This window comes from Methylobacterium goesingense (genome assembly GCF_022179225.1).
Classification (GTDB): domain Bacteria; phylum Pseudomonadota; class Alphaproteobacteria; order Rhizobiales; family Beijerinckiaceae; genus Methylobacterium; species Methylobacterium goesingense.
This window is the reverse complement of record NZ_BPQL01000063.1, coordinates 1-18,707: the sequence shown is the minus strand read 5'-3', so window position 1 is coordinate 18,707 and position 18,707 is coordinate 1. Positions and strand designations below refer to the sequence as shown.

The 18,707-nt window shown below is 71.0% G+C and carries 16 protein-coding genes and 1 pseudogene; 7 read left to right on the top strand and 10 right to left on the bottom strand.

Annotated elements, in window-relative coordinates; genetic code table 11:
- Window positions 1-381, bottom strand: a pseudogene (locus MFF30_RS12130) (hypothetical protein); the annotation flags it as partial.
- Between the two features lie 90 nt (window positions 382-471).
- Between MFF30_RS12130 and MFF30_RS12125 the strand changes: the two are divergent.
- The 3 genes from MFF30_RS12125 to MFF30_RS12115 all read left to right on the top strand — a co-directional run bounded on the left by MFF30_RS12125 (window position 472) and on the right by MFF30_RS12115 (window position 2,475).
- The gene (locus MFF30_RS12125) at window positions 472-822 is read left to right on the top strand and encodes a metalloregulator ArsR/SmtB family transcription factor (protein ID WP_238279677.1); all 351 of its coding nucleotides are present in this window, start codon (window positions 472-474) and stop codon (window positions 820-822) included.
- Window positions 823-953: 131 nt separating this feature from the next.
- Entirely contained in the window at window positions 954-1,532 is a 579-nt protein-coding gene (locus MFF30_RS12120) for an SCO family protein (protein ID WP_238279676.1), read from the top strand.
- Window positions 1,533-1,590: 58 nt separating this feature from the next.
- Entirely contained in the window at window positions 1,591-2,475 is an 885-nt protein-coding gene (locus MFF30_RS12115; protein ID WP_238279675.1) for a dihydrodipicolinate synthase family protein, read from the top strand.
- Between the two features lie 7 nt (window positions 2,476-2,482).
- Here the strand turns inward: MFF30_RS12115 and MFF30_RS12110 are convergent, their stop codons facing one another.
- Window positions 2,483-4,330: a glycosyltransferase family 2 protein gene (locus MFF30_RS12110; protein WP_238279674.1), complete on the bottom strand. Its 1,848-nt coding sequence runs from the start codon at window positions 4,328-4,330 to the stop codon at window positions 2,483-2,485.
- Window positions 4,331-4,376: 46 nt separating this feature from the next.
- Between MFF30_RS12110 and MFF30_RS12105 the strand changes: the two genes are divergently transcribed.
- Window positions 4,377-5,297 carry a transporter substrate-binding domain-containing protein gene (locus MFF30_RS12105; RefSeq protein ID WP_373320889.1) on the top strand — a complete coding sequence of 307 codons (921 nt, stop codon included), beginning with the start codon at window positions 4,377-4,379 and terminating at the stop codon, window positions 5,295-5,297.
- 10 nt (window positions 5,298-5,307) lie between these two features.
- Here MFF30_RS12105 and MFF30_RS12100 read toward each other — a convergent pair whose 3' ends face one another.
- Window positions 5,308-6,072: a LytTR family DNA-binding domain-containing protein gene (locus MFF30_RS12100; protein WP_238279673.1), complete on the bottom strand. Its 765-nt coding sequence runs from the start codon at window positions 6,070-6,072 to the stop codon at window positions 5,308-5,310.
- A gap of 353 nt (window positions 6,073-6,425) precedes the next feature.
- Here MFF30_RS12100 and MFF30_RS12095 point away from each other — a divergent pair, with 353 nt between their 5' ends.
- Together MFF30_RS12095 and MFF30_RS12090 are read left to right on the top strand one after the other, a co-directional pair.
- Window positions 6,426-7,280, top strand: coding sequence for an alpha/beta hydrolase family protein (locus tag MFF30_RS12095; RefSeq protein ID WP_238279672.1), 855 nt, complete (start codon window positions 6,426-6,428; stop codon window positions 7,278-7,280).
- Between the two features lie 39 nt (window positions 7,281-7,319).
- Window positions 7,320-8,102, top strand: a complete 783-nt coding sequence (locus MFF30_RS12090; protein ID WP_238279671.1) for a glutathione S-transferase family protein — start codon at window positions 7,320-7,322, stop codon at window positions 8,100-8,102.
- Between the two features lie 9 nt (window positions 8,103-8,111).
- Here the strand turns inward: MFF30_RS12090 and MFF30_RS12085 are convergent, their stop codons facing one another.
- Window positions 8,112-9,266 carry an MFS transporter gene (locus tag MFF30_RS12085; protein ID WP_238279670.1) on the bottom strand — a complete coding sequence of 385 codons (1,155 nt, stop codon included), beginning with the start codon at window positions 9,264-9,266 and terminating at the stop codon, window positions 8,112-8,114.
- Window positions 9,267-9,494: 228 nt separating this feature from the next.
- Between MFF30_RS12085 and MFF30_RS12080 the strand changes: the two genes are divergently transcribed.
- On the top strand, window positions 9,495-11,168 hold the full coding sequence (locus MFF30_RS12080; protein WP_238279669.1) for a lysine--tRNA ligase: 1,674 nt from the start codon (window positions 9,495-9,497) through the stop codon (window positions 11,166-11,168).
- 362 nt (window positions 11,169-11,530) lie between these two features.
- Here the strand turns inward: MFF30_RS12080 and MFF30_RS12075 are convergent, their stop codons facing one another.
- The 6 genes from MFF30_RS12075 to MFF30_RS12050 all read right to left on the bottom strand — a co-directional run bounded on the left by MFF30_RS12075 (window position 11,531) and on the right by MFF30_RS12050 (window position 18,510).
- Window positions 11,531-12,382, bottom strand: a complete 852-nt coding sequence (locus MFF30_RS12075; RefSeq protein ID WP_238279668.1) for an SDR family NAD(P)-dependent oxidoreductase — start codon at window positions 12,380-12,382, stop codon at window positions 11,531-11,533.
- A 10-nt stretch (window positions 12,383-12,392) separates the two neighbouring features.
- Window positions 12,393-12,572, bottom strand: a complete 180-nt coding sequence (locus tag MFF30_RS12070) for a DUF1328 domain-containing protein (RefSeq protein ID WP_056469231.1) — start codon at window positions 12,570-12,572, stop codon at window positions 12,393-12,395.
- Between the two features lie 74 nt (window positions 12,573-12,646).
- Window positions 12,647-13,978 carry a chloride channel protein gene (locus MFF30_RS12065; protein WP_238279678.1) on the bottom strand — a complete coding sequence of 444 codons (1,332 nt, stop codon included), beginning with the start codon at window positions 13,976-13,978 and terminating at the stop codon, window positions 12,647-12,649.
- Window positions 13,979-14,192: 214 nt separating this feature from the next.
- Entirely contained in the window at window positions 14,193-15,593 is a 1,401-nt protein-coding gene (locus MFF30_RS12060) for a deoxyribodipyrimidine photo-lyase (RefSeq protein ID WP_238279667.1), read from the bottom strand.
- Window positions 15,594-16,037: 444 nt separating this feature from the next.
- Window positions 16,038-17,150 (bottom strand): TRAP transporter substrate-binding protein, encoded by a 1,113-nt coding sequence (locus MFF30_RS12055; protein ID WP_238279665.1) that lies wholly within the window; start codon window positions 17,148-17,150, stop codon window positions 16,038-16,040.
- Between the two features lie 211 nt (window positions 17,151-17,361).
- Window positions 17,362-18,510 (bottom strand): branched-chain amino acid ABC transporter substrate-binding protein, encoded by a 1,149-nt coding sequence (locus MFF30_RS12050; RefSeq protein WP_238279663.1) that lies wholly within the window; start codon window positions 18,508-18,510, stop codon window positions 17,362-17,364.
- Window positions 18,511-18,707 lie beyond the last annotated feature (197 nt).

Genomic DNA, 18,707 nt, shown 5'->3' with positions numbered 1-18,707 from the left:
GTGGGGATGATCCGCCTGCACGACATGCGCGACTGGGCGCAGCGGCAGGCGGATCATCCCCACCGGCCCGGCCATGCCGACCAGCGTTCCGAGATAGATCAGCAGGTATTCGACCGAGGGCCTGGCCGAGAAGCTGCGATGGACGAGGAGCCGATGCATTCCGACGGAGTGCCCGGCGCACAGGGTGACGATTGTGGTGGCGGCGAACAGCGCCACGGCGCCCGGCGTGACGAAGACAGGCCCGAGGAGCAGGGCCGTGACCGCCATCCCGGTGATCCAGAGGGACTTGGCCGGCGCCCATTCCAGGTGCCCCTCCGTGGCGGAGGTGTCCGCCCCGGCGATCATCCGAAGGGTCGAGGTGCAGGGCAGTGCATCGGTCACGGTGAAATCCGCTTTGTTATTTAGGCAATAAACTAATCTCCAACGCCTTGATGCTTGTCAATGATTAGTTCATCGCCTAATTAATCGGCCATGCAGCGCGTCTTCGAAGCCCTGTCCTCCTCCGTGCGCCGGAAGATCCTGGCCTATCTCGCCCATACCGAGCTCAGCGCGGGGGAGATCGCCGGGCGGTTCTCCATGTCGAAGCCCTCGATCTCGCAGCATCTCTCGGTGCTCGAATCGGCCGGTCTGATCGTGGGCGAGAAGCGCGGGCAGTTCGTGTTCTACCGGCAGGTGGAGGATAGTCTGCTCAACACCCTCAACGGCTTCGTACAGGAGGCCTGCCCGGTCGGGCGGCCGCTCCGGCGCGAGAGCGCGGCCCTGGCGGACGAGCGGCGCCGGGGGGAGCCGGACGCGGACGAGCCCGAACCGCGACGGCGCTGAGCCCGGCCGGCGACGGATCCGATGGTGACGGATCGGTGGCGGCGGTTTGGTGGCGACGGTTTAACGGATTGCCCGGGGGCGGCGCCTGTGATCTGAAGCCGCCATATCCCTCGACCGCAAGGCCGTTTCCCATGCGTCGCACATTCCTACCCATCTTCGCCTTCGTGGTCGGCCTCGTGGGTCTCTGCATCGCCGCCTTCGTGGTGCTGATGCCGAAGCAGGACGTAGGGACGAGCAGCGTCGGCGGCCCCTTCACCCTGACCAACCAGGATGGGCAGCGCGTCACCGAGCGCGATTATGCGGGCCGGACGCACCTCGTGTTCTTCGGCTTCACGCACTGCCCCGACGTGTGCCCGACGACGCTGCAGCAGATCGGCGACGTGCTCCAGGCCCTCGGGCCGAAGGGCCGGGACACCCGCGCGCTCTTCATCGCCGTCGACCCCGAGCGCGACACGCCGGCCGCCCTCAAGACCTACCTGGCGAGCTTCGATCCGCGCATCGTCGGGCTGACCGGCTCGGCCGACGAGGTGAACGCGGCGGTGAAGGCCTACCGGGCCTATGTCCGCAAGGTGCCGACCAAGGACGGCGACTACACCATGGAGCACACCGCCCTCGTCTACGTGATGAACGGCCAGAACCGTTTCCTCAACGCCCTGAACCTCACCCGCCCGCCCGAGGCGGCGGCGGCTGAACTCGCCAAGATGCTGTGAGCGTTCGGCTCTCGAAGATCACGGGGGCCGCCCCCCGAACAGCCGCCCCGGAGCGACCATGACCATCCTGTCGGCCTTTCCGATCACGCCCGCGAACGCCGATGGCGTGGTCGACGTCGGCGCCCTGCGCGCCTTTCTGCATCCCCTGGTCGCGGCCGGCGTCGGGTCGATCGGGCTGCTGGGCAGCACCGGCACCTATGCGTTCCTGGCGCGGGACCAGCGCCGCCGGGCCGTGGAGGCCGCCGTGGACGCGGTGGCGGGCCGCGTGCCGCTCCTCGTCGGAATCGGCGCCCTGCGCACCGACGAGGCGGTGCGGCTGGCCCAGGACGCGAAGGGCGCCGGGGCCGAGGCCGGGCTCCTCGCGGCGATGTCCTACACGCCCCTCACCGAGGACGAGGTGTTCGTGCATTGCGAAACCGTGGCGCGGGAATCGGGTCTGCCGCTCTGCCTCTACGACAATCCCGGCACCACCCATTTCCGCTTCACCCCGGCCCTCGTCGGCCGCCTCGCCGGGGTGCCGGGCATCGTCGCCATCAAGAGCCCGGCCCCGGAGCCGGCGGAGGTGGCGGGCCAGTTCGCGGCGTTGCGCGCCGCCGTGCCGGACGGGTTCTCCCTCGGCTACAGCGGCGACTGGAACGCGACCGAGGCGCTGCTGGCGGGCGGCGCCGCCTGGTACAGCGTCGCGGCCGGGCTGTTTCCAGAGCCCGCCGTGGCGATCGTCCGGGCGGTCGAAGCGGGGGATGCCGCCGAGGCGCGCCGCCTGAACGCCCGGATGGACCCGCTCTGGGAGCTGTTCCGGACCTATTCGAGCCTGCGGGTGATCTATGCCTGCGCCGAACTCCTCGGGCGCTGCCGGACGGCACCGCCGCGCCCGATCCTGCCGCTCGCCGGGGACGCGCGCCAGCGGGTCGCCGAGACGCTGGCGATGCTCGATCTGGCCTGAGGGGCTCTCAGCCCACCCGCACGGCGCCGCTGCGCGAGGTACGCGCCAGGCCGTGCTCGGTCTTGTTCCAGCGGTTCGGCGCGCGGACGAGTTCGATCAGGCCCGCCCAGGCGGCCAGACTTATCAGCAGGAAGTAGACGGGCATCAGCGGCACGAAGGCGAGGCAATCGAACCAGCCGCGGCGGACGCAGCCCAGCGCCGCCGGCAGCAGCATCGCCAGGAGGCCGGAGACGAACAGCGTGATCGCCGAGCCCGTGGGCAGGCTCGCCCAGAAGCCGCCGGGGGCGGGCAGGCCGCTGAGAACGAAGTGGGTGAAGTCCCAGGCCGCCCGCCCCATCAGGAACGGGTAGGCGAGGGCGGAGATCACCGTGCCGGGCACCAGCGCCACGGCGCAGAGCGTGCCCAGGGCGCCGAGTTGCCGGGCGGTCGTGCGGGGCGTGCGGGCATGGGTCAGGGTCGTCTGCAGGAATCCCTTCATCCAGCGGGTGCGCTGGTGCAGCCAGGGCCGGAGCGTGCGCGGCGCTTCCTCCAGGGTGTCGCTGGCCAAGTCGCCCACATGGTAGCCCGCCCGCGCGAGGCGGATGCCGAGGTCGGCATCCTCGGTGACGTTCCAGGCGTCCCAGCCATGGACCTCACGCAGCGACGCGGTGCGGAAATGCGTGGAGGTGCCGCCCAGGGGGATCGGCAATCGCCAGGAGGCCAGGGCCGGGATCAGCACGTCGAACAGGGCGGCGTACTCGATGGCAAAACACCGGGTGAGGCGGCCATCCGCCATGTTGTCGATAACGAGGCGGCCCTGGAGGCAGGCGGTGGTGCGGGAGGCGCCGGCAAAGCGCGTCGCAGCGGCGCGGAGCTGGCTCGGATCGGGCACGTCCTCTGCGTCGTAGACCACGAGGCAGGCGCCCCGCGCCAGGGGCAGGGCGGCGTTGAGGGCGCGCGGCTTCGTGCGCGGCAGGCCCGCGGGCACGCGCACGATCTCGAACCGGGCGGGGAGGGCGGCGGCCTCCAGGGCGTCGGCGGTCTCGCGGTCGTCAGCCTCGATCACGAACTTGATGTCGAGCTTGGCCACCGGATAGTCGAACCGCGCCAGGGCGGCGGCGAGGCGGGGCACCACCCGCGCCTCGCGGTGGAGGGCGACCAGCACGGTGTAGACCGGCAGGTCGGCGTCGGTGAGCGGGATCTCGGGCTTCGGCTCGGCCTCCACGCTGACGGCGGCGATCCGGAACGTCACCGTAGCGAGGAAGGCGAGTTGCACCAGGGTCCAGGCCCCGATCAGCAGGGGGGCGGGGACGAGAGCACCGGCCACGGCCCCCGCCCCCAGCACGAGGGCCACGATGGCGAGGCGAGGCCCCTGCGAGCCGCGACCGAGCGCCCAGTCCGGACGCCGCACCTGGAGCGTGTCGGCGGCGTAGGTGGCGATGCCGGTGGGGTTGGCGGCGAAAACCGCCGCGCACAGGGCGCGGGGCGTGGTGACGGCGGCCGCGCCGCCCTCCCGCAAGAGGGCCGCGATGGCGGCCCCGCGCGGCGCGCAGACGAAGGCGGCAGGGCCCGGCCGCCCCAGGGGCGCGAGCCCGGCCTTGAGGCTGCCGGGAAAGCGTGTGTCCTCGCCGAGGCGGAGGTCGCCGGCCGCCAGGAACGGCACGCCGAGGGCGGCGGCGAGGGCGCGGTAATAGGCCTCCTCGCCGATCAGGTCAGCCTGAATGAGCGTGGTGGCCGCGTCGCTGCCGCAGGCCCGCGCCAGGGCTGCGGCCTCGGCCAGCGCCGCGGGATCGAACCCCTGGCGGGCGAGGAAGCCGATCTCGGGCGGCAGCGCGCCGGCCGGACCGGCAGCGCGAGAGCTGACGAGGAGCGACACCGCAGCCGGCCTCCCGACGGCCCGGGGATGTGCTAGGGGAGACGCCGTGAGCCAGCCCGTTCCCATGCGCAACCCGCGCACCACCCCTGCAACTTCTACGGTCGCGCGCCCAATGGCAAGGCGGAGGCGCGGCTGGGCCACGGCCTTCGCCGTCCTGGCGGCCCTGTGCTGGGGGGGGCCGGCCGGGGCCCGCGCCGAGGGCGTCACGATTCCGAACTTCTGGAACCCGCGCGCCCGCCAGGAGCGCATGGAGACCCAGCCGAGCGCCCGCGCGGTCCGCTTCCTCACGGACGACGAGTTCCCGCCCCTGCACTTCGCCGGGCCCGATGGCACGCCCACGGGCTTTTCGGTGGAACTCGCCCGCGCGGTCTGCGAGCGCCTGGCGATGGCCTGCACGGTGCAGGCCCGGCGCTTCGACACCCTGCTCGACGCGCTGGCCGACCGGCAGGGCGACGTCGTCGCCGCCGCGACTCCCCTGACACCGGCCCTGCGGGCGCGCTTCCTCGCCACGCGGCCGTATTTCCGCTGGCCGGCGCGCTTCGCCGCCCGCACCGACAAGGGCCTGCCCGCCCCCTCCGCCGCCGCACTCGCCGAGCGCAGCGTCGGCGTGGTGAGCGGCAGCGCCCACGCAGCCTACCTCAAGGCGTTCTTTCCCCGGGCGGCGGCCAAGGACTTCACCGATCTCGCCACCGCCGAGGGAGCCCTGCGCCGGGGCGAGGTCGACTACGTCTTCGCCGACGGCCTGAACCTCGCCCTCTGGATCGGCGGCGCCGAGGCCGCCAATTGCTGCACCTTCACCGGGGGCGACTACCTCGAGAACCGCTATTTCGGCGAGGGCATCGGCTTCGTCACCCGCGCCGACGACGCGGCCCTGTCGCGGGCGCTCGACGACGCGCTCCAGCGGCTCTGGGACGAGGGGAAGTACGCCGAACTGTACCTGCGGTTCTTCCCCGTGAGCCCGTTCTAGGGACAGGCCTTCAGGGCGACAGCCACCCTGCTTCCCGGAGATGGACGACGGCGGAGCGGGCGACGGGTGCGACGACACCGTTCGACAGCCGAAGCCGCATCGCCCGGGGCGTGCCGTCGACGGCCACGACGGCGTCCCGTGCCACCCACCACGACCGATGGACCCGCAGGCCCGGCTTCTCAACGCCGTCCATGGCACGGACGAGGGGCATCAGGATGAGGTCGGATCCCCGGGCGGTGTGGACCCGGACGTAATGGTCCTCCATCTGAAGGGCGAGCAGGTCGCTCGGGAGGGCCGGAACGGGGCGTCCCCCGGCGGTTGACATCGGACGCCCCCCCCCGGGTGGCACGGCCCCGCACCGACGCATTCGTTCGGCTATCGCCACGGCCATGAGGCCGAGGAGACTGGCCTGGGCGAACCACAGCGGCCAGGACAGACCGAGGGCCGCAAGTTCGGGCCACAACCGAAACGCCAAGGCTCGGGTGATCGCGGTTTCGGGAATGCTGGCGAGGAGAGCCGCGCCGACTAGGACCAGCCCTCGCCATCGGTGCCCCAGCGGCGCAACGAGCCCGGCCGCCGCGAAGGCCCCCCCGTAAAGGACGAAGCCCAGCAGCATCGCCGCGATCCAGTAGCCGACGCGCGCGACCGGACCGTGGTTGAGATAGGTACCGAAGGGCCCGAGCATGGCCAGCAGGACACCGGCGCCGACCGCGGCGAACACGCGCCTGAGGATGCGGGAGCGCGGCAGGCGCATACTGCCGAGGCGAGCAACCATGAGATTCTTCCCCCGAGATCCGTCGATGCCGTTTCATCCTGACGGCCGAACCCGTTCGCCCACCAGCGAACCCGTTCGCCCGTTCGCGAAAACAGGCTTTCAGCGCCGATCCTGACAGCGCCACGCTACGGTGCCCATACCGGAGTCCACCGATGCCGTTGCGCTGTGTCCTGGCTGCCCTGATCGCCGTGTCCATCCCTGTTTCCACAGCCTGGTCCCAGGGGACCAGACTTCGCCACGACACCGGCCCCCACCATGAGACCGGCTCCCACGAGGAGCCCCGACCGCCCCAAGAGATCGAGGATTCTCCGGCGACGGGCGCAGGCTTCGAGCGGAGAGTTTCCGACGACGGCATGGAGATCGGAATCTGGTATCCCGCGTCCGGGCCGAGTTCGCCCCAACGCCTCGGCCTGTTCATGCACGATGTGGTCGCGGCAAGCGTTCCGCCCCAAGGGCCTCATCCCCTGGTCGTGATGTCCCACGGGACGGGGGGCGACTTCACCAGCCACGCCGATACCGCGGTCGCCCTGGCACGGGCCGGCTTCATCGTGGCGGCCCTGACCCAGCCTGGAGACAATTGGCGCGATGCCAGCCGGGCTACGCGGATTGAGGAACGCCCGAAGACCCTGAGCCGCCTTATCGACTACATGCTCGGGGATTGGTCGGGTCTTACCGGAATCGATCGGGAGCGGATCGGTGCGTTCGGCTTCTCCTCCGGTGGATTCACGGTTCTGGCCGCGGCCGGCGGTCGGCCCGATCTCACGCGTGTCGCGGAGCATTGTGCCGCGCATCCGGCGTTGTTCGACTGCAGCCTGATCCAGGCTAAGCCCAATACCGCGATCGGGACATGGCCCGACCTGCACGACCGGCGCATCAAGGCGATCGCCGTGGCTGCACCGGCGTTGGGCTTCACCTTCGATCGTGCCGGAGCCGCCGCGATTAGAGTTCCGGTTCAGCTCTGGCGGGCGGACGACGACGAAATCCTGCCGGCACCGTTCTACGCGGATGCGGTTCGGGCAGTCCTACCCGTGCCGCCCGCGTTCCATGGAGTGCCGGAGGCCGGGCATTTCGACTTTCTCTCACCCTGCGCCGAACCCCGGGTGGTGCCGCATATCTGCGCCAGTCGGCGGGGTTTCGACCGAACCGCCTTCCATCAAAGGTTCAACGGTGAGGTGGTCCGGTTCTTCCGCCAGGCCCTCCCGCGTTAACGCGGGATGCACGCCGCGAATCCCCAGGAACCCTCCGCCATGCTGCTCTACGAGCACCCGCTCTCGTCCTACGCGCAGAAGATCAAGATCGCGCTTCGCGAGAAGGGAGTGCCGTTCAGGGCCGAACTGCCGGAGCGTTTCGGCACGGGCAGCGGGGAGGGCCCGTTCGCGGCCGCCAATCCCCGCACCGAGGTGCCGGTGCTCATCGACGGGGACGTGACGCTGTTCGAATCCACCGTGATCCTCGAATACGTCGAGGAGCGCTGGCCCGAGCCCCCGCTGCTACCGGCAGGCCCTGCCGCGCGGGCCTTCGCGCGGATCACCGAGGAGGTCTGCGACACCCAGTACGAGGCGGTGAACTGGGGCTTCGGCGAGGTGCTGTGGTTCCGCCGCGCCACGGGGGACCTCGCCCTGCACCTGCGCGCCCGGGCGGCGGCGCAGACGGGCGTGCTCCAGGACTGGCTGTCGGAGCGCCTCGGCACGGCCGACTGGTTCGGCGGCGCCGGCTTCGGCTGGGCCGACGCGGCGGCGGCCCCGATGGTCAACCGCTCGGTGCATTACGGCCTCGGGCCCGCGCCGGGCACCGCGCTGGCGCGCTGGCACGCCCGGGTGAGCACGCGCCCCGCGGTGGCCGCCACCTTCGCCGAGTTCGACGCGGCCGCCGCCCGGATGGCCGAGGCCTCCGACCTCTACACCACCGGCGGGCGCCGCCGCGAGTATCGCGACCACCGGCTCGACTGGATGATCCGCTCGGGCGGCATCGAGGTGGTGCTGGCGGGCCTGCGGGACGCCAACATCCGTTTCTCCTGGCCGGATCCGTAGCTGCACCCCTCAGGTGCGCAGCCGCCGGGCGCCAACCGCGACGGCGAGGAGGAGGGCCGCCACCACAAGGAAGGCGAGCGTCAGGCTGGTGGCGTGGGCGAGGAGCCCGATGGCGGCCGGGCCCGCGAGCACCCCGGCATAGCCGAGCGTGGTCACGGCCGGGATCGCGAGGGCGGCGGGCACCGCGTCCTGACGGCCGGCGGCGGTGAACAGCACCGGCACGATGTTGGCGCAGCCCGCCCCCACCAGGGCGTAGCCGAGGAGCGTCACCGGCCAGAGCGGCACGGTGATCGCGAGGCCGAGGCCGCCCGCCGCCAGGAGTGCCCCCAGGACGACGATGCGGCGGCGCCCGATCCGGCGCACGAAGGCGTCGCCGGTGAGCCGGCCCACCGTCATCGTCAGCGAGAAGGCCGCGTAGCCGAGGCCGGCACGAGCCGGATCGAGGCCGCGCTCCTGGATCAGGAAGACGCCGCTCCAGTCGAGGGCCGAGCCCTCCGTGAGGAAGACCACGAAGCACAGGAGCCCGATGCGGAGGACCGGCCCGCGCGGCCGGGCGAAGGCCGGGCCGTGCGACTCGCCCCCCAAGGCCGGCAGGATGCCGGGCAGGGCGGCGAGGAAGGCGGCCGCGATGGCGGCAACCACCGCCAGAGCAGCGGCCGCCGGCGTCAAACCGAGGCTCAGGAGGGCGCTGAAGCCGGCGGCGCCCAGGATGCAGCCGAGGCTGTAGAGGCCGTGGAAACCCGACATCATCGGCCGTTCCGCCCGGCGCTCCACCGCCACGGCCTGCAGGTTCATCAGGCAGTCGAGGAGGCCGAGGCCGATCCCGAGCCCAGTCAGGGCGGCGGCGAGGACGGGCAGGCCGCCGGCACGCGACAGGACCACCAGCGCCGCCCCGGTGACGAGCACGGCAGCGGCCAGCACGGGCCGGGTGCCGAAGCGCCCGGCGAGGGCCCCCGCCACCGGCATGGCGGCGAGCGACCCGATGCCGAGGCAGAGCAGGAGCAAGCCGAGGGTGCCGTCGTCGAGGCCCGCGCGCACCTTGACGAGGGGCACCAGGGGCGCCCAGGCCGCGACGCCGAAGCCGACGATGAGGAACAGGAGCCGGGTGGCGCGGATCTCGGTCGTGCCGGTGGCGGACACGTGCGGGAGGACGGACGCGGTCATGGGGCCTTTCATGCGGGATCCGCTCAGGCAGCCGGGCCGAGCGGCGCGTGCGGTCTCGCAGGGAGACACGGCAGACGTATGAAGCCAGGAGCCCCGGGGAGCAGGGTGGCTGCCATGTCCCCGGCGCAGGGCGCCCGGCCTCACGTTGACCCTCCGGGACGCGCTCCCTACGGTGCCGCCGGTCTCGACCCATCACCCCCGACAATTCTTGCAGAACTGACGCTGTCCATGCCGTCCCCGCTTCCCTCCGATCCCGATCTCATCGCGGCGGCCGCCACCGCCGCCGCTTGGCCCTTCGAGGAGGCGCGCAAGCTCGTGGCGCGGCTGGAACGCCGGCCGAAATCGGAGGTCCTGTTCGAGACCGGCTACGGGCCCTCGGGCCTGCCGCATATCGGCACCTTCGGCGAGGTCGCGCGGACTTCCATGGTGCGCTACGCCTTCCGGGTTCTCACCAACGACAGCGTGCCGACCCGGCTGATCGCGTTCTCGGACGACATGGACGGCCTGCGCAAGGTGCCGGACAACGTGCCGAACAAGCCCCTGCTCATCGGCGCCCTGAACCAACCGCTGACCCGGGTGCCGGACCCGTTCGGCACCCATGACAGCTTCGGCGCCCACAACAACGCCGAATTGCGCCGCTTCCTCGACGCCTTCGGCTTCGACTACGAGTTCCGCTCGGCGACCGAGTGCTACCGCTCCGGCGTGTTCGACACGGCCCTGCTCACGGTGCTGGAGCGCTACGAGGCCGTGATGGCGATCATGCTGCCGTCGCTGCGCGCCGAGCGCTCGGCGAGCTACTCGCCGTTCCTGCCCATCCATCCGGTGACGGGCGAGGTCATGCAGGTCGCCATCGACGAGGTCCGGGTCTCGGCCGGCACCCTGGTCTGGCGCGACCCGAAGACCGGCGAGGGCTACGAGACCCCGGTGACGGGGGGCCATGCCAAGCTGCAGTGGAAGCCCGACTGGGCCATGCGCTGGGTGGCGCTCGGCATCGATTACGAGATGGCCGGCAAGGACCTTATCGATTCCGTGAAGCTCTCGGGCGAGATCGCCCGGGCGCTGGGCGGGGAGCCGCCGGAGGGCTTCAACTACGAGCTCTTCCTCGACAAGGACGGCAAGAAGATCTCGAAGTCGAAGGGCAACGGCCTCTCGATCGACGACTGGCTCGTCTACGGCACCGCCGACAGCCTAGCGCTGTTCATGTACAACAAGCCGCGCGAGGCCAAGCGCCTGTTCGTCGAGATGATCCCGCGCCAGGTCGACGACTACCTCAGCTTCCTGGAGAAGTACCCGGCCCAGGAGCCGGCCCAGAAGCTCGGCAACCCGGTCTGGCACCTGCATGCCGGGCATCCGCCGGCGGCGGAAGCCGTCGGCAAGGGCGGCGCGCTCACCTTCGCCATGCTCCTCAACCTCGCGGCGGTGGCCAACACCGAGGACCCGGCGGTGCTGTGGGGCTTCATCCGCCGCTACGACCCGGATGTGGGGCCGGAGAGCCACCCGGTGCTGGCCCGCCTCGTCGGCCACGCGCTGGCCTATTTCCGCGATCTCGTCCGCCCCGCCAAGACCTACCGGGCCGCCACAGAGGCCGAGCGGGCGGCGCTGGAGGACCTCTCCGAGACGCTGGCCGCGCACGAGGGCTCCGTCGATCCAGAGGGGCTGCAGGCAGTGGTCTACGAGGTCGGGCGTCGGCACTTCCCCGACCTGTCGGGCAAGGCCAAGAGCCCGGACGGGCGCCCCGGCGTGTCGCAGGCCTGGTTCGGCACGATCTACAACGTGCTGTTCGGCGAGGCCCGCGGGCCCCGCTTCGGCTCGTTCATCACCCTCTACGGCGTTGCCGAAACGCGGGCGCTGATCGGGCAGGCCCTGGCGGGCGCCTTCCTGGCCGAGGCGCCGGCCGCCTGAGCCGACCCACGCGCCGGCGTGCGTTGCGCCGGCGTAGGATCACATCCTCGAAATGATGTGCGATTGCGCACATTTTCGCTTGTCTGCGCCTCATTGGGCGGATAAAACGCCGGTCCCAGACAGAAAAAAGGCCGCCCCGATGAGGGAGCGGCCTGAAGTCTAGGGAGGAAACGCCCAAGAAGGGCACACCGCGGCGACGCCATCGCCGCGGTGCATGGCGATGAAATGCCATTCCGCACCGCACCATGCAATCGCTTCCGTGTGGGAGGGGGTATGCGCGCAGTGCATGAAAACGTTTTCAAACCCCCTGCTTGTCTGAGGATCGCGCGGCCTTCCGCTCGGCGCAGGCGCGGTATCGGGCCTCACCGGCTCGGCTCGGTCAGGCCGAGCTGCTTGAGGCTGAAGGCCCAGACGCGCTCCTGCAGGGCTTCGTCCCGACCCCGGCTCGACGGCGCGACCGGCTTGCAGCGGTCGAAGTAGAGCCCCGTGACGCCCTCCACCTCCGGGGCGGTCGCGAGGTGAATCGAGGTTCTGGCGCCATCCTCGGGCTTCGACAGGAAGGGGCGGATCAACCCCCAGCCGAAGCCGAACCAGCCGCCGGTCCCGGACGCGAACCCGCTGGCGATGACGCCCGGATGCAGGGCGTTGCTGCTGACGCCACTGCCGGCCAGGCGCCGGGCCAGGGCAGCGCTGAACAGCACGTTGCCGAGCTTGGCCTGGGAATAGACCGTGATCGCGCTGTAATCCCGGGCGTGGCCGATATCGTCGAAGGCGATGCGGCCGCGCCGGTGCGCCGTCGAGGCGACGCTGACGATGCGGGCCGGTGCGGAGGCCTTCAGGAGATCGAGAAGCTCGAGGCTAAGCTGCAGATAGGCGAGATGATCGAGCGCCCAGGTCCGCTCGATGCCGTCCACCGTCGCAGCGTAACGGTCGAAGATCGCGCCGGCATTGTTCACCAGCACGTGGAGGCGCACATACCGCGTCCGCACCTCCGCGGCGAGGCGACGAATCTCGGCCTGCGACGCGAGATCGGCCACGAAGCCGTCGATCACGGCACCGGGCACGGCCTCCCGGATCCGGGCGGCGGCCCGGCCGGTCCGGTCGGCATCCCGGCCCACGAGGCCGACGCGGAACCCCGCCCGCGCGAGGCCGAGGGCCGTCTCCGTGCCGATGCCGGAGGTCGCTCCGGTAACGAGGGCGATCCGCTCCGGCATCGGTTTAGCCCTAGAACACCGCCTGCCCGATGGCGAAGGCGACGACCACGATGACGATGGCCACCAGCAGGAACAGGCCGAACAGGATGCGGGCCAGGGAGCCGGCGCCCGAGGCGATGCCGGTGAAGCCGAGGCCACCCGCGATGAGGGAGATCACGAAACAGATGAGGGCCCATTTCAACAGGGTCATGCGCAACACTCCAGATCGCGGAACCGAGCGATAACCACCTGGGGACGCAAGCGTTCCGCCCAAGCTCGGCTGTTTTACGCGGCGGGTCCGGGGGGCGCCGCCGGTGCCGGTGCCGCCGGACAGGCGTCGGTTCTGGCCCGCTCCAGGAGGATGTGCGCCAGGGCGTGGTAGAGCCCCTCGCGGCAGACCGCCTTCGAGACCGCGTCGGCGATCAGCGCCGCCACCATGAGGGGGATCATCAGGGCGTGGTCCTGGGTCATCTCGGTGACGATGACGAAGGCGGTGATCGGCGCCTGCAGGGCGCCGGTCAGGTAGGCGACCATGCCGATGAGCACCAGGGCGGCCACCGGCACGCCGGAGAACCAGCCGTGCAGGGCGGCCCCGAGGCCGGCCCCGACACTGAGCGAGGGGGCGAACAGGCCGCCGGGAATGCCGCTGATCGCCGACAGCAGGGTGGCGAGGAACTTCAGGGGCGCGAAGTCGGGATGCGGGTCCGCCGTGCCGTGCAGGAGGGTGCGCGCCTCCTCGTAGCCGGTGCCGTAGACCGTGCCGCCCGAGGCGAGGCCGCACAGGGCGACGCCGAGGCCGCAGGCCGCCGCGAAGGCGATCGGCCGGGCGGCGATGGCGCCCCCGAGGCGCCCGGGCAGGCCACGCGCGAACAGGATGACGATGCGGGAGAAGCCGCCGCCGGCCACGCCTCCCAGCGCTCCGAGCACCGGCACGGCGATCCAGCCCGGCCCGAAGGGCAGGGCGGCGCTTGCGGTGCCGAAATAGGTGTAGTTGCCGGTCAGCGCCATCGCGGTGAGGCCGGCCGCCACGATGGCGGCGACGATGAGCCCGCCCGTGCGAGCCTCGTAGGCCCGGCCGAGTTCCTCGATGCCGAAGACGATGCCGGCGAGCGGCGTGTTGAAGGCCGCCGCCACTCCGGCCGCGCCGCCGGCGAGGAGGAGTCCCGGCACCCGCTCCGGCGTGAGGTGTCCGGCCGCCGCCATGATGGCGGCACCGACCTGCACCGTCGGCCCCTCGCGCCCCGTGGAGGCACCGAACAGCAGGCCGAGGCTCATCACCACGATCTTGCCCGCCGCGACACGCAGGGAGACCAGGGACCGGCGCAGGGCGAGCCGCCCGGTCTGGCGCGCCGCGATCACCTGGGGGATGCCCGACCCCTGTGCGTTCGGAAAGACGTCGCGGGCGAGCCAGGCGCAGAGGGCGAACCCGAGGGGCGTCAGGCCGAGGGCTGCCATGGGCGAAAGGCCGAGCACCCGCCGGAAGCCCCCTTGCGCCGCGTCGGCGAGCTCCGCCATCAGCACGGCGGCGAGGCCGACGCCGATGCCGCCGACGAGGAACAGCAGGCGGTGGCGCCACAGCCCGAACGCGTCGCGGGTGGCCCCGCGCAGGCGCCGCATGCCGGGCGTCACCCGGGATCGGACCTTGGCCCGGAAAACCTTGGCCCGGAAAGCCCCGGTCTTCGGAACCTTGACGCGCAGCACCTTCGGGGGACGGGCAGGGGGCATGCGGTCCGGGGCTCGGGGCAGAAACACGGGGCGAGAACTCGGGAGAGGCGCGTCGGCGGGGGGACAAGCAAGGGGATGTCAGGCAAGGGGCATACCCCGGCGGGCTTCAGGCCTCGTTCTCTGCTTCGGCTCGGCACAGCGCCTCGACGGTCTTCAGGTAGGCCTTGGCGTCGAATTTCCGCAGGGAATTCTCGCTCTGGTAGCGCACGGTGCCGAAAATCTTGCGCCGGGCCCAGGGGCGGTCGTGCAGGCCGTAGACCCAGGCGACGTTGGTGAAGGAGTTCGCGTCGCGGCCGTCGAGGAAGTAGCGGTTGTTGAGCCTGAGCGTCCGGGCGAAGCCCTCCTCGGGGCTGGGCGACCATTCGAGGATCTTCTTACCCCAGTACATGCGCAGGTGGTTGTGCATGTAGCCGGTCTCGCGCATCTCGGCCTGGGCGGCGTTCCAGTAGACGTCGTGCGTCCGGCCCTCCGCGAGTTCGGTCTCGGTATAGGTCTTCGGCCTCGGATCGTCGGCATGCTCGGCCAGGACCTTGCGGGCCCATTCGGGCACGGCGCGCGCATAGTCGTCGTAGCCCTCCGTGTAGTGGACGTGGTTCATCGCCAATTCGCGGCGGATGACGACCTCCTCGACATAGGACGCCTTATCCTCTCGGCCGCCGGCCTTGGCGGCCCGCACCGCCCGCACGATCTCCACCGGCGAGATCTGCCCGAAATGCAGGTAAGGGCTCATGTGCGAGGCCGCCCCGGCCTCCGGCCGGTTACGGTCGCTGCCGTAATTGGCGAAGGGGCCCTCGAGATAGGCTTTCAGGCGTCGGCGCGCCTCGGTCTCGCCCCCGGTGAAGCGCCGCACCGGGCCGACGATCCGGTCGAGGCTCATGCCGGCCAGCACCGCCGCCGTGTCGGCGATGTCGACCTCGGATTTCGGCAGGCCGCGCCCGGCCGCGTGCTTCACCTTGCGGGCGGTCAGCGGCGCGACGTAATCGTCGAGGTGCTTGTGCAGCTTCGGGCGCAGGGTGCGGGCGGCATATTCGTGCTTCCCCGAAGTGACTTCCACCGGCACCACGACGTCACCCTCGACCTGCACGATCCGGGCGTCGACGGCCTCCACGATCTCAGCGTACCAGCGTTTCTGGATCGCGAGGTAGCCCCGGTCGAGGACGAGGAGGGCGGCATCCTCGGCCAGGTCGATGGCGATCCGGGCGGGCGAGGCCTTGCGCAGGCAGAAGCCGATGCCCCGGGCCTTGAGGCCGGAGGCCGCGTCGGCGAGCCCCTGGAGCAGGAAGGCGTAGTGCCGGGCATTGGCCTCGGGAAAGCCGTTCTTGCCGTCGAGCAGCCCGAAGCAGGCGAGCACCGGCAGGCCGAGCCGGTTGGCCTCTTCGATCGCCAGTTCGAGCGCCGGGTTTTCGTGCGCGCGATTCGCTTGCTGCAGGAGGTAGAGCACGTAGCGCCCGTCCCCGCGGGGCTCGACATCCTTGAGAACCCGAATCCGTCCCGCCTGAATCGCCATCGTCCGCCATCGCTTCTTGGATCGAGAGAGACATTCTCGGATCGAGAGGAAAAATAGAGCGCTCGACGCGCGCGACGTGAAATGCAAACCCCGCCGTTCCGGCAAGATCGGACCGCGCGAAACGCAGCCCCCCCGATCGCGAAACATGAACGCAAACAACGCCGTAAGGTGCCTTCATCGCGTCTGGGTACCGGCCCCACCCGACGAGCATTTACCACATCGGCGGATGCGTCATTTTAGCGACAGAAACAGATCAATGTGCGGCCGGACACGAAAAGCGACAGCGATCCTGCCCTAACCACCTTGCTTTTCCCCAGGAGAGGATCAGATTGTGCATTGCGGGAACGCGATGGCGTCGCGGTCCCGCTGCCCTCCTTGGGCGTTTCCTCCCTAGACTTCGGGCCGCTCTTCGGGGCGGCCTTTTTTCTGTCCCGAATCGACCGGTCAGCCCCGGGCGCGGGCGCGGATCATGAAGTTGTCGTAAGTGTATTCCGCCACCTGGAACCAGAGGTATTCCTCGTTCCGGAAAGTCTTCAGGGCCTCGTGAACGCGCTTGAAGTCGGCGTTCTTGGCCCCGATCTCCCCATATACGTCGTTGGCGGACTTGAGCGCGGCCTCCATCACCTCCTGGGGGAAAGGACGCAGCTGCGCGCCGCCGGCCACGAGGCGGCGCAGGGCGCGCGGATTGCGTGCGTCGTACTTGGCCTGGACGTCGGAATGGACCTGGGCGGCGGCCGCCTGGAGGATCGCCCGATAGCTCTTCGGCAGGCCCTTCCAGGCCTCGGCGTTGAACCATGCGTGCAGCATCGAGCCGCCCTCCCAGAACCCGGGATAATGATAGGTCGGCGCGACCTTCTGCAGGCCGAGCTTTTCGTCGTCGTAGGGGCCGATCCACTCGGCGGCGTCGATGGCCTTCGTTTCCAGGGCGGCATAGATCTCCGGGCCCGGCGTGGCCTGCGGCACCGCCCCGAGCTTGGCCAGGACCTGCCCCCCGAGGCCGCCGATCCGCAGCTTCAGGCCCTGGAGGTCGGCCACCGTCTTGATCTCGCGGCGGAACCAGCCGCCCATCTGCGCCCCGGTGTTGCCGGCCGGCAGCGCTACGAGGCCGTGCTTGGCAAAGATCTCCCCGAACAGTTCGGCGGCCCCGCCCTGGAGCCACCAGGCGGCCTGGCCCCGGGCGTTCAGGCCGAAGGGCAGGGCGCCGGCGAGCGCGAAGGTCGGGTCCTTGGCCAGGCCGAGCGCCGCCGGGCCGTAACCCGTCTCGACGGTGCCGGCGGCGACCGCGTCGAGGAGGCCGGCGGCGGCCACCGGCTCGCCCGGTCCCAGGGGCTGGATCTGGAAGCGCCCGTCGGTGGCCTCGGCGACGAGGCGGGCGAGCATCTCGGTGGCGCCGAACAGGATGTCGAGGTTCTTCGGATAGGCACAGGCGAGGCGCCAGCGGAGATCCGGGGCCCCCTGGGCCCGGGCCGGGACCGCAAGGGCGGCGGCCGCGCCGCCGAGGCCCGCGGAGAGAAAAGCGCGGCGCCCCGCGGGGGGGCGCACGAAGGATGGGGGCATGACGCCTCGCTGCAAGATCTCGAATCGTCCCGACTTCGCGCCGGATCGCCGGCACGCGGCCGTGGTATCCGCCGTTCACGAACGACGAAGCGCCGGAAACGATCCCGAAAGGGTCGATCCGGCAGGGAGCCCGGCTCGACGCTGTCGCGATCTGGCGCAGACATTGCGCGGCTTGGAAATCACTTGGCGCAGTGCCTACTCAGCACAGAGGCTACTTGGCATACGTGAAGGCGCCGTCGTTCCAGACGTAGAGGACGTAGCCCTGGGCGGTGACGTCGCCCTTGTTGTCGAAGCCCACCGAGCCGAGCACGAGGTCGAAGCGTTCCGCGTGGAGCGTGGCGGCGATACGCTTGGCGTCCGTGGTGTGGGCGAAGTTGCCGGCCGCGACCAGGGCCTGGAGGGCGGCGTAGCCGTAGATGGTGGAGCCCTCGGGGTCGACGCCCTCCGCCTTGAAGGCGGCGACCACGGCGGCGGCCTCGGGCTTGCGGCGCGGATCGAGGTAGAAGGTCATCAGCACGCCGTTGCTGGCCGGCCCCGCGATGGTGCCGAATTCCTGGGTGGCGATGGCGGAGGTGCCGAACCATTGCGGCCGGAAGCCCCGCTCGGCCGAGATCCGCACGAGGCGGCCCATCTCGCGGGCATCCCCGCCGTAATACGCCACCGCGATGCCGGCCTCCTTCAGGCGGTCGGCGAGCGCCGCGTCGTCGGCGTCGCCCGCCGCGAAGGCGGTGGCGACCGCCTCGTTGATGCCGATGCGGTTGAGGTTCTCCTTCGTGGCCGCGGCGAGGTTGCGCGAGCCCGGCGTCAAGTCGTTGAGGATCGCGATCTTCTTCTCGCGAAACCGCTCGGCGAGCACCGTGGCCGAGAGCTTGGCCTGGTCGTCGTCGCGTCCGCAGACCCGGAAAATCGTCGGCAGGCCGCGATCCGTGAGCTTGGCGGCGACCGAGGCCGCGGTGATCATCACGGTGCCGTTGGCGGCATAGACTTCCGAGGCGGCGAGCGACGCGTTGGAGCAGACATGGCCGACCACGAGGCGCACGCCCTGCGCGGCGTAGTGGTTGGCCACCGCCACGGCCTTGTTGGAATCGCAGGCATCGTCCTGCACGTCGAGCACGATTGTCTGCCCGTCGAGGCCGCCCTTGGCATTCGCGTCGCGGGCGGCGGCCTGAACGCCGCGCAGCACCTGTTCGCCGACGCCCACATAGGCGCCGGAGCGGGGCACGGCGACACCGATCACCACGTCCGCCCGGGCCGCGGCCGCACCGACGATCTGGGCGGCGGCCAGCCCAAAGGCGCCGCCGGCCAAACCAAAGACACCGCCTGCGAGCCCGATGCGCCGGACCGCGCGCCTGAACCTCATGCCGCCCCGTCTCACGCCTCGGTCGACCTCGCGAAGAATATAGACGGATCGGCCGGGACGGCCAGCCGCCAAGGTTCGGCACGCCCGCCGAAGCCACGGTCCGGCGCGTGCGTTCGGCGCGACCGGACCGAAGGACCCCTGCGGGATGGCGCGGAAGAACGCAAGGGGCCTGGGTGCGCCGCCCTTACCGAGCGGTC

Bases quoted from the DNA above. Each gene is read 5' to 3' on its own strand.
- MFF30_RS12125 (WP_238279677.1), top strand. From the start codon at position 472: ATGCAGCGCGTCTTCGAAGCCCTGTCCTCCTCCGTGCGCCGGAAGATC.
- MFF30_RS12120 (WP_238279676.1), top strand. From the start codon at position 954: ATGCGTCGCACATTCCTACCCATCTTCGCCTTCGTGGTCGGCCTCGTG.
- MFF30_RS12115 (WP_238279675.1), top strand. From the start codon at position 1,591: ATGACCATCCTGTCGGCCTTTCCGATCACGCCCGCGAACGCCGATGGC.
- MFF30_RS12100 (WP_238279673.1), bottom strand. From the start codon at position 6,072: ATGGTTGCTCGCCTCGGCAGTATGCGCCTGCCGCGCTCCCGCATCCTC.
- MFF30_RS12095 (WP_238279672.1), top strand. From the start codon at position 6,426: ATGGAGATCGGAATCTGGTATCCCGCGTCCGGGCCGAGTTCGCCCCAA.
- MFF30_RS12090 (WP_238279671.1), top strand. From the start codon at position 7,320: ATGCTGCTCTACGAGCACCCGCTCTCGTCCTACGCGCAGAAGATCAAG.
- MFF30_RS12085 (WP_238279670.1), bottom strand. From the start codon at position 9,266: ATGACCGCGTCCGTCCTCCCGCACGTGTCCGCCACCGGCACGACCGAG.
- MFF30_RS12080 (WP_238279669.1), top strand. From the start codon at position 9,495: ATGCCGTCCCCGCTTCCCTCCGATCCCGATCTCATCGCGGCGGCCGCC.
- MFF30_RS12075 (WP_238279668.1), bottom strand. From the start codon at position 12,382: ATGCCGGAGCGGATCGCCCTCGTTACCGGAGCGACCTCCGGCATCGGC.
- MFF30_RS12070 (WP_056469231.1), bottom strand. From the start codon at position 12,572: ATGACCCTGTTGAAATGGGCCCTCATCTGTTTCGTGATCTCCCTCATC.
- MFF30_RS12065 (WP_238279678.1), bottom strand. From the start codon at position 13,978: ATGCGGCGCCTGCGCGGGGCCACCCGCGACGCGTTCGGGCTGTGGCGC.
- MFF30_RS12060 (WP_238279667.1), bottom strand. From the start codon at position 15,593: ATGGCGATTCAGGCGGGACGGATTCGGGTTCTCAAGGATGTCGAGCCC.
- MFF30_RS12055 (WP_238279665.1), bottom strand. From the start codon at position 17,150: ATGCCCCCATCCTTCGTGCGCCCCCCCGCGGGGCGCCGCGCTTTTCTC.
- MFF30_RS12050 (WP_238279663.1), bottom strand. From the start codon at position 18,510: ATGAGGTTCAGGCGCGCGGTCCGGCGCATCGGGCTCGCAGGCGGTGTC.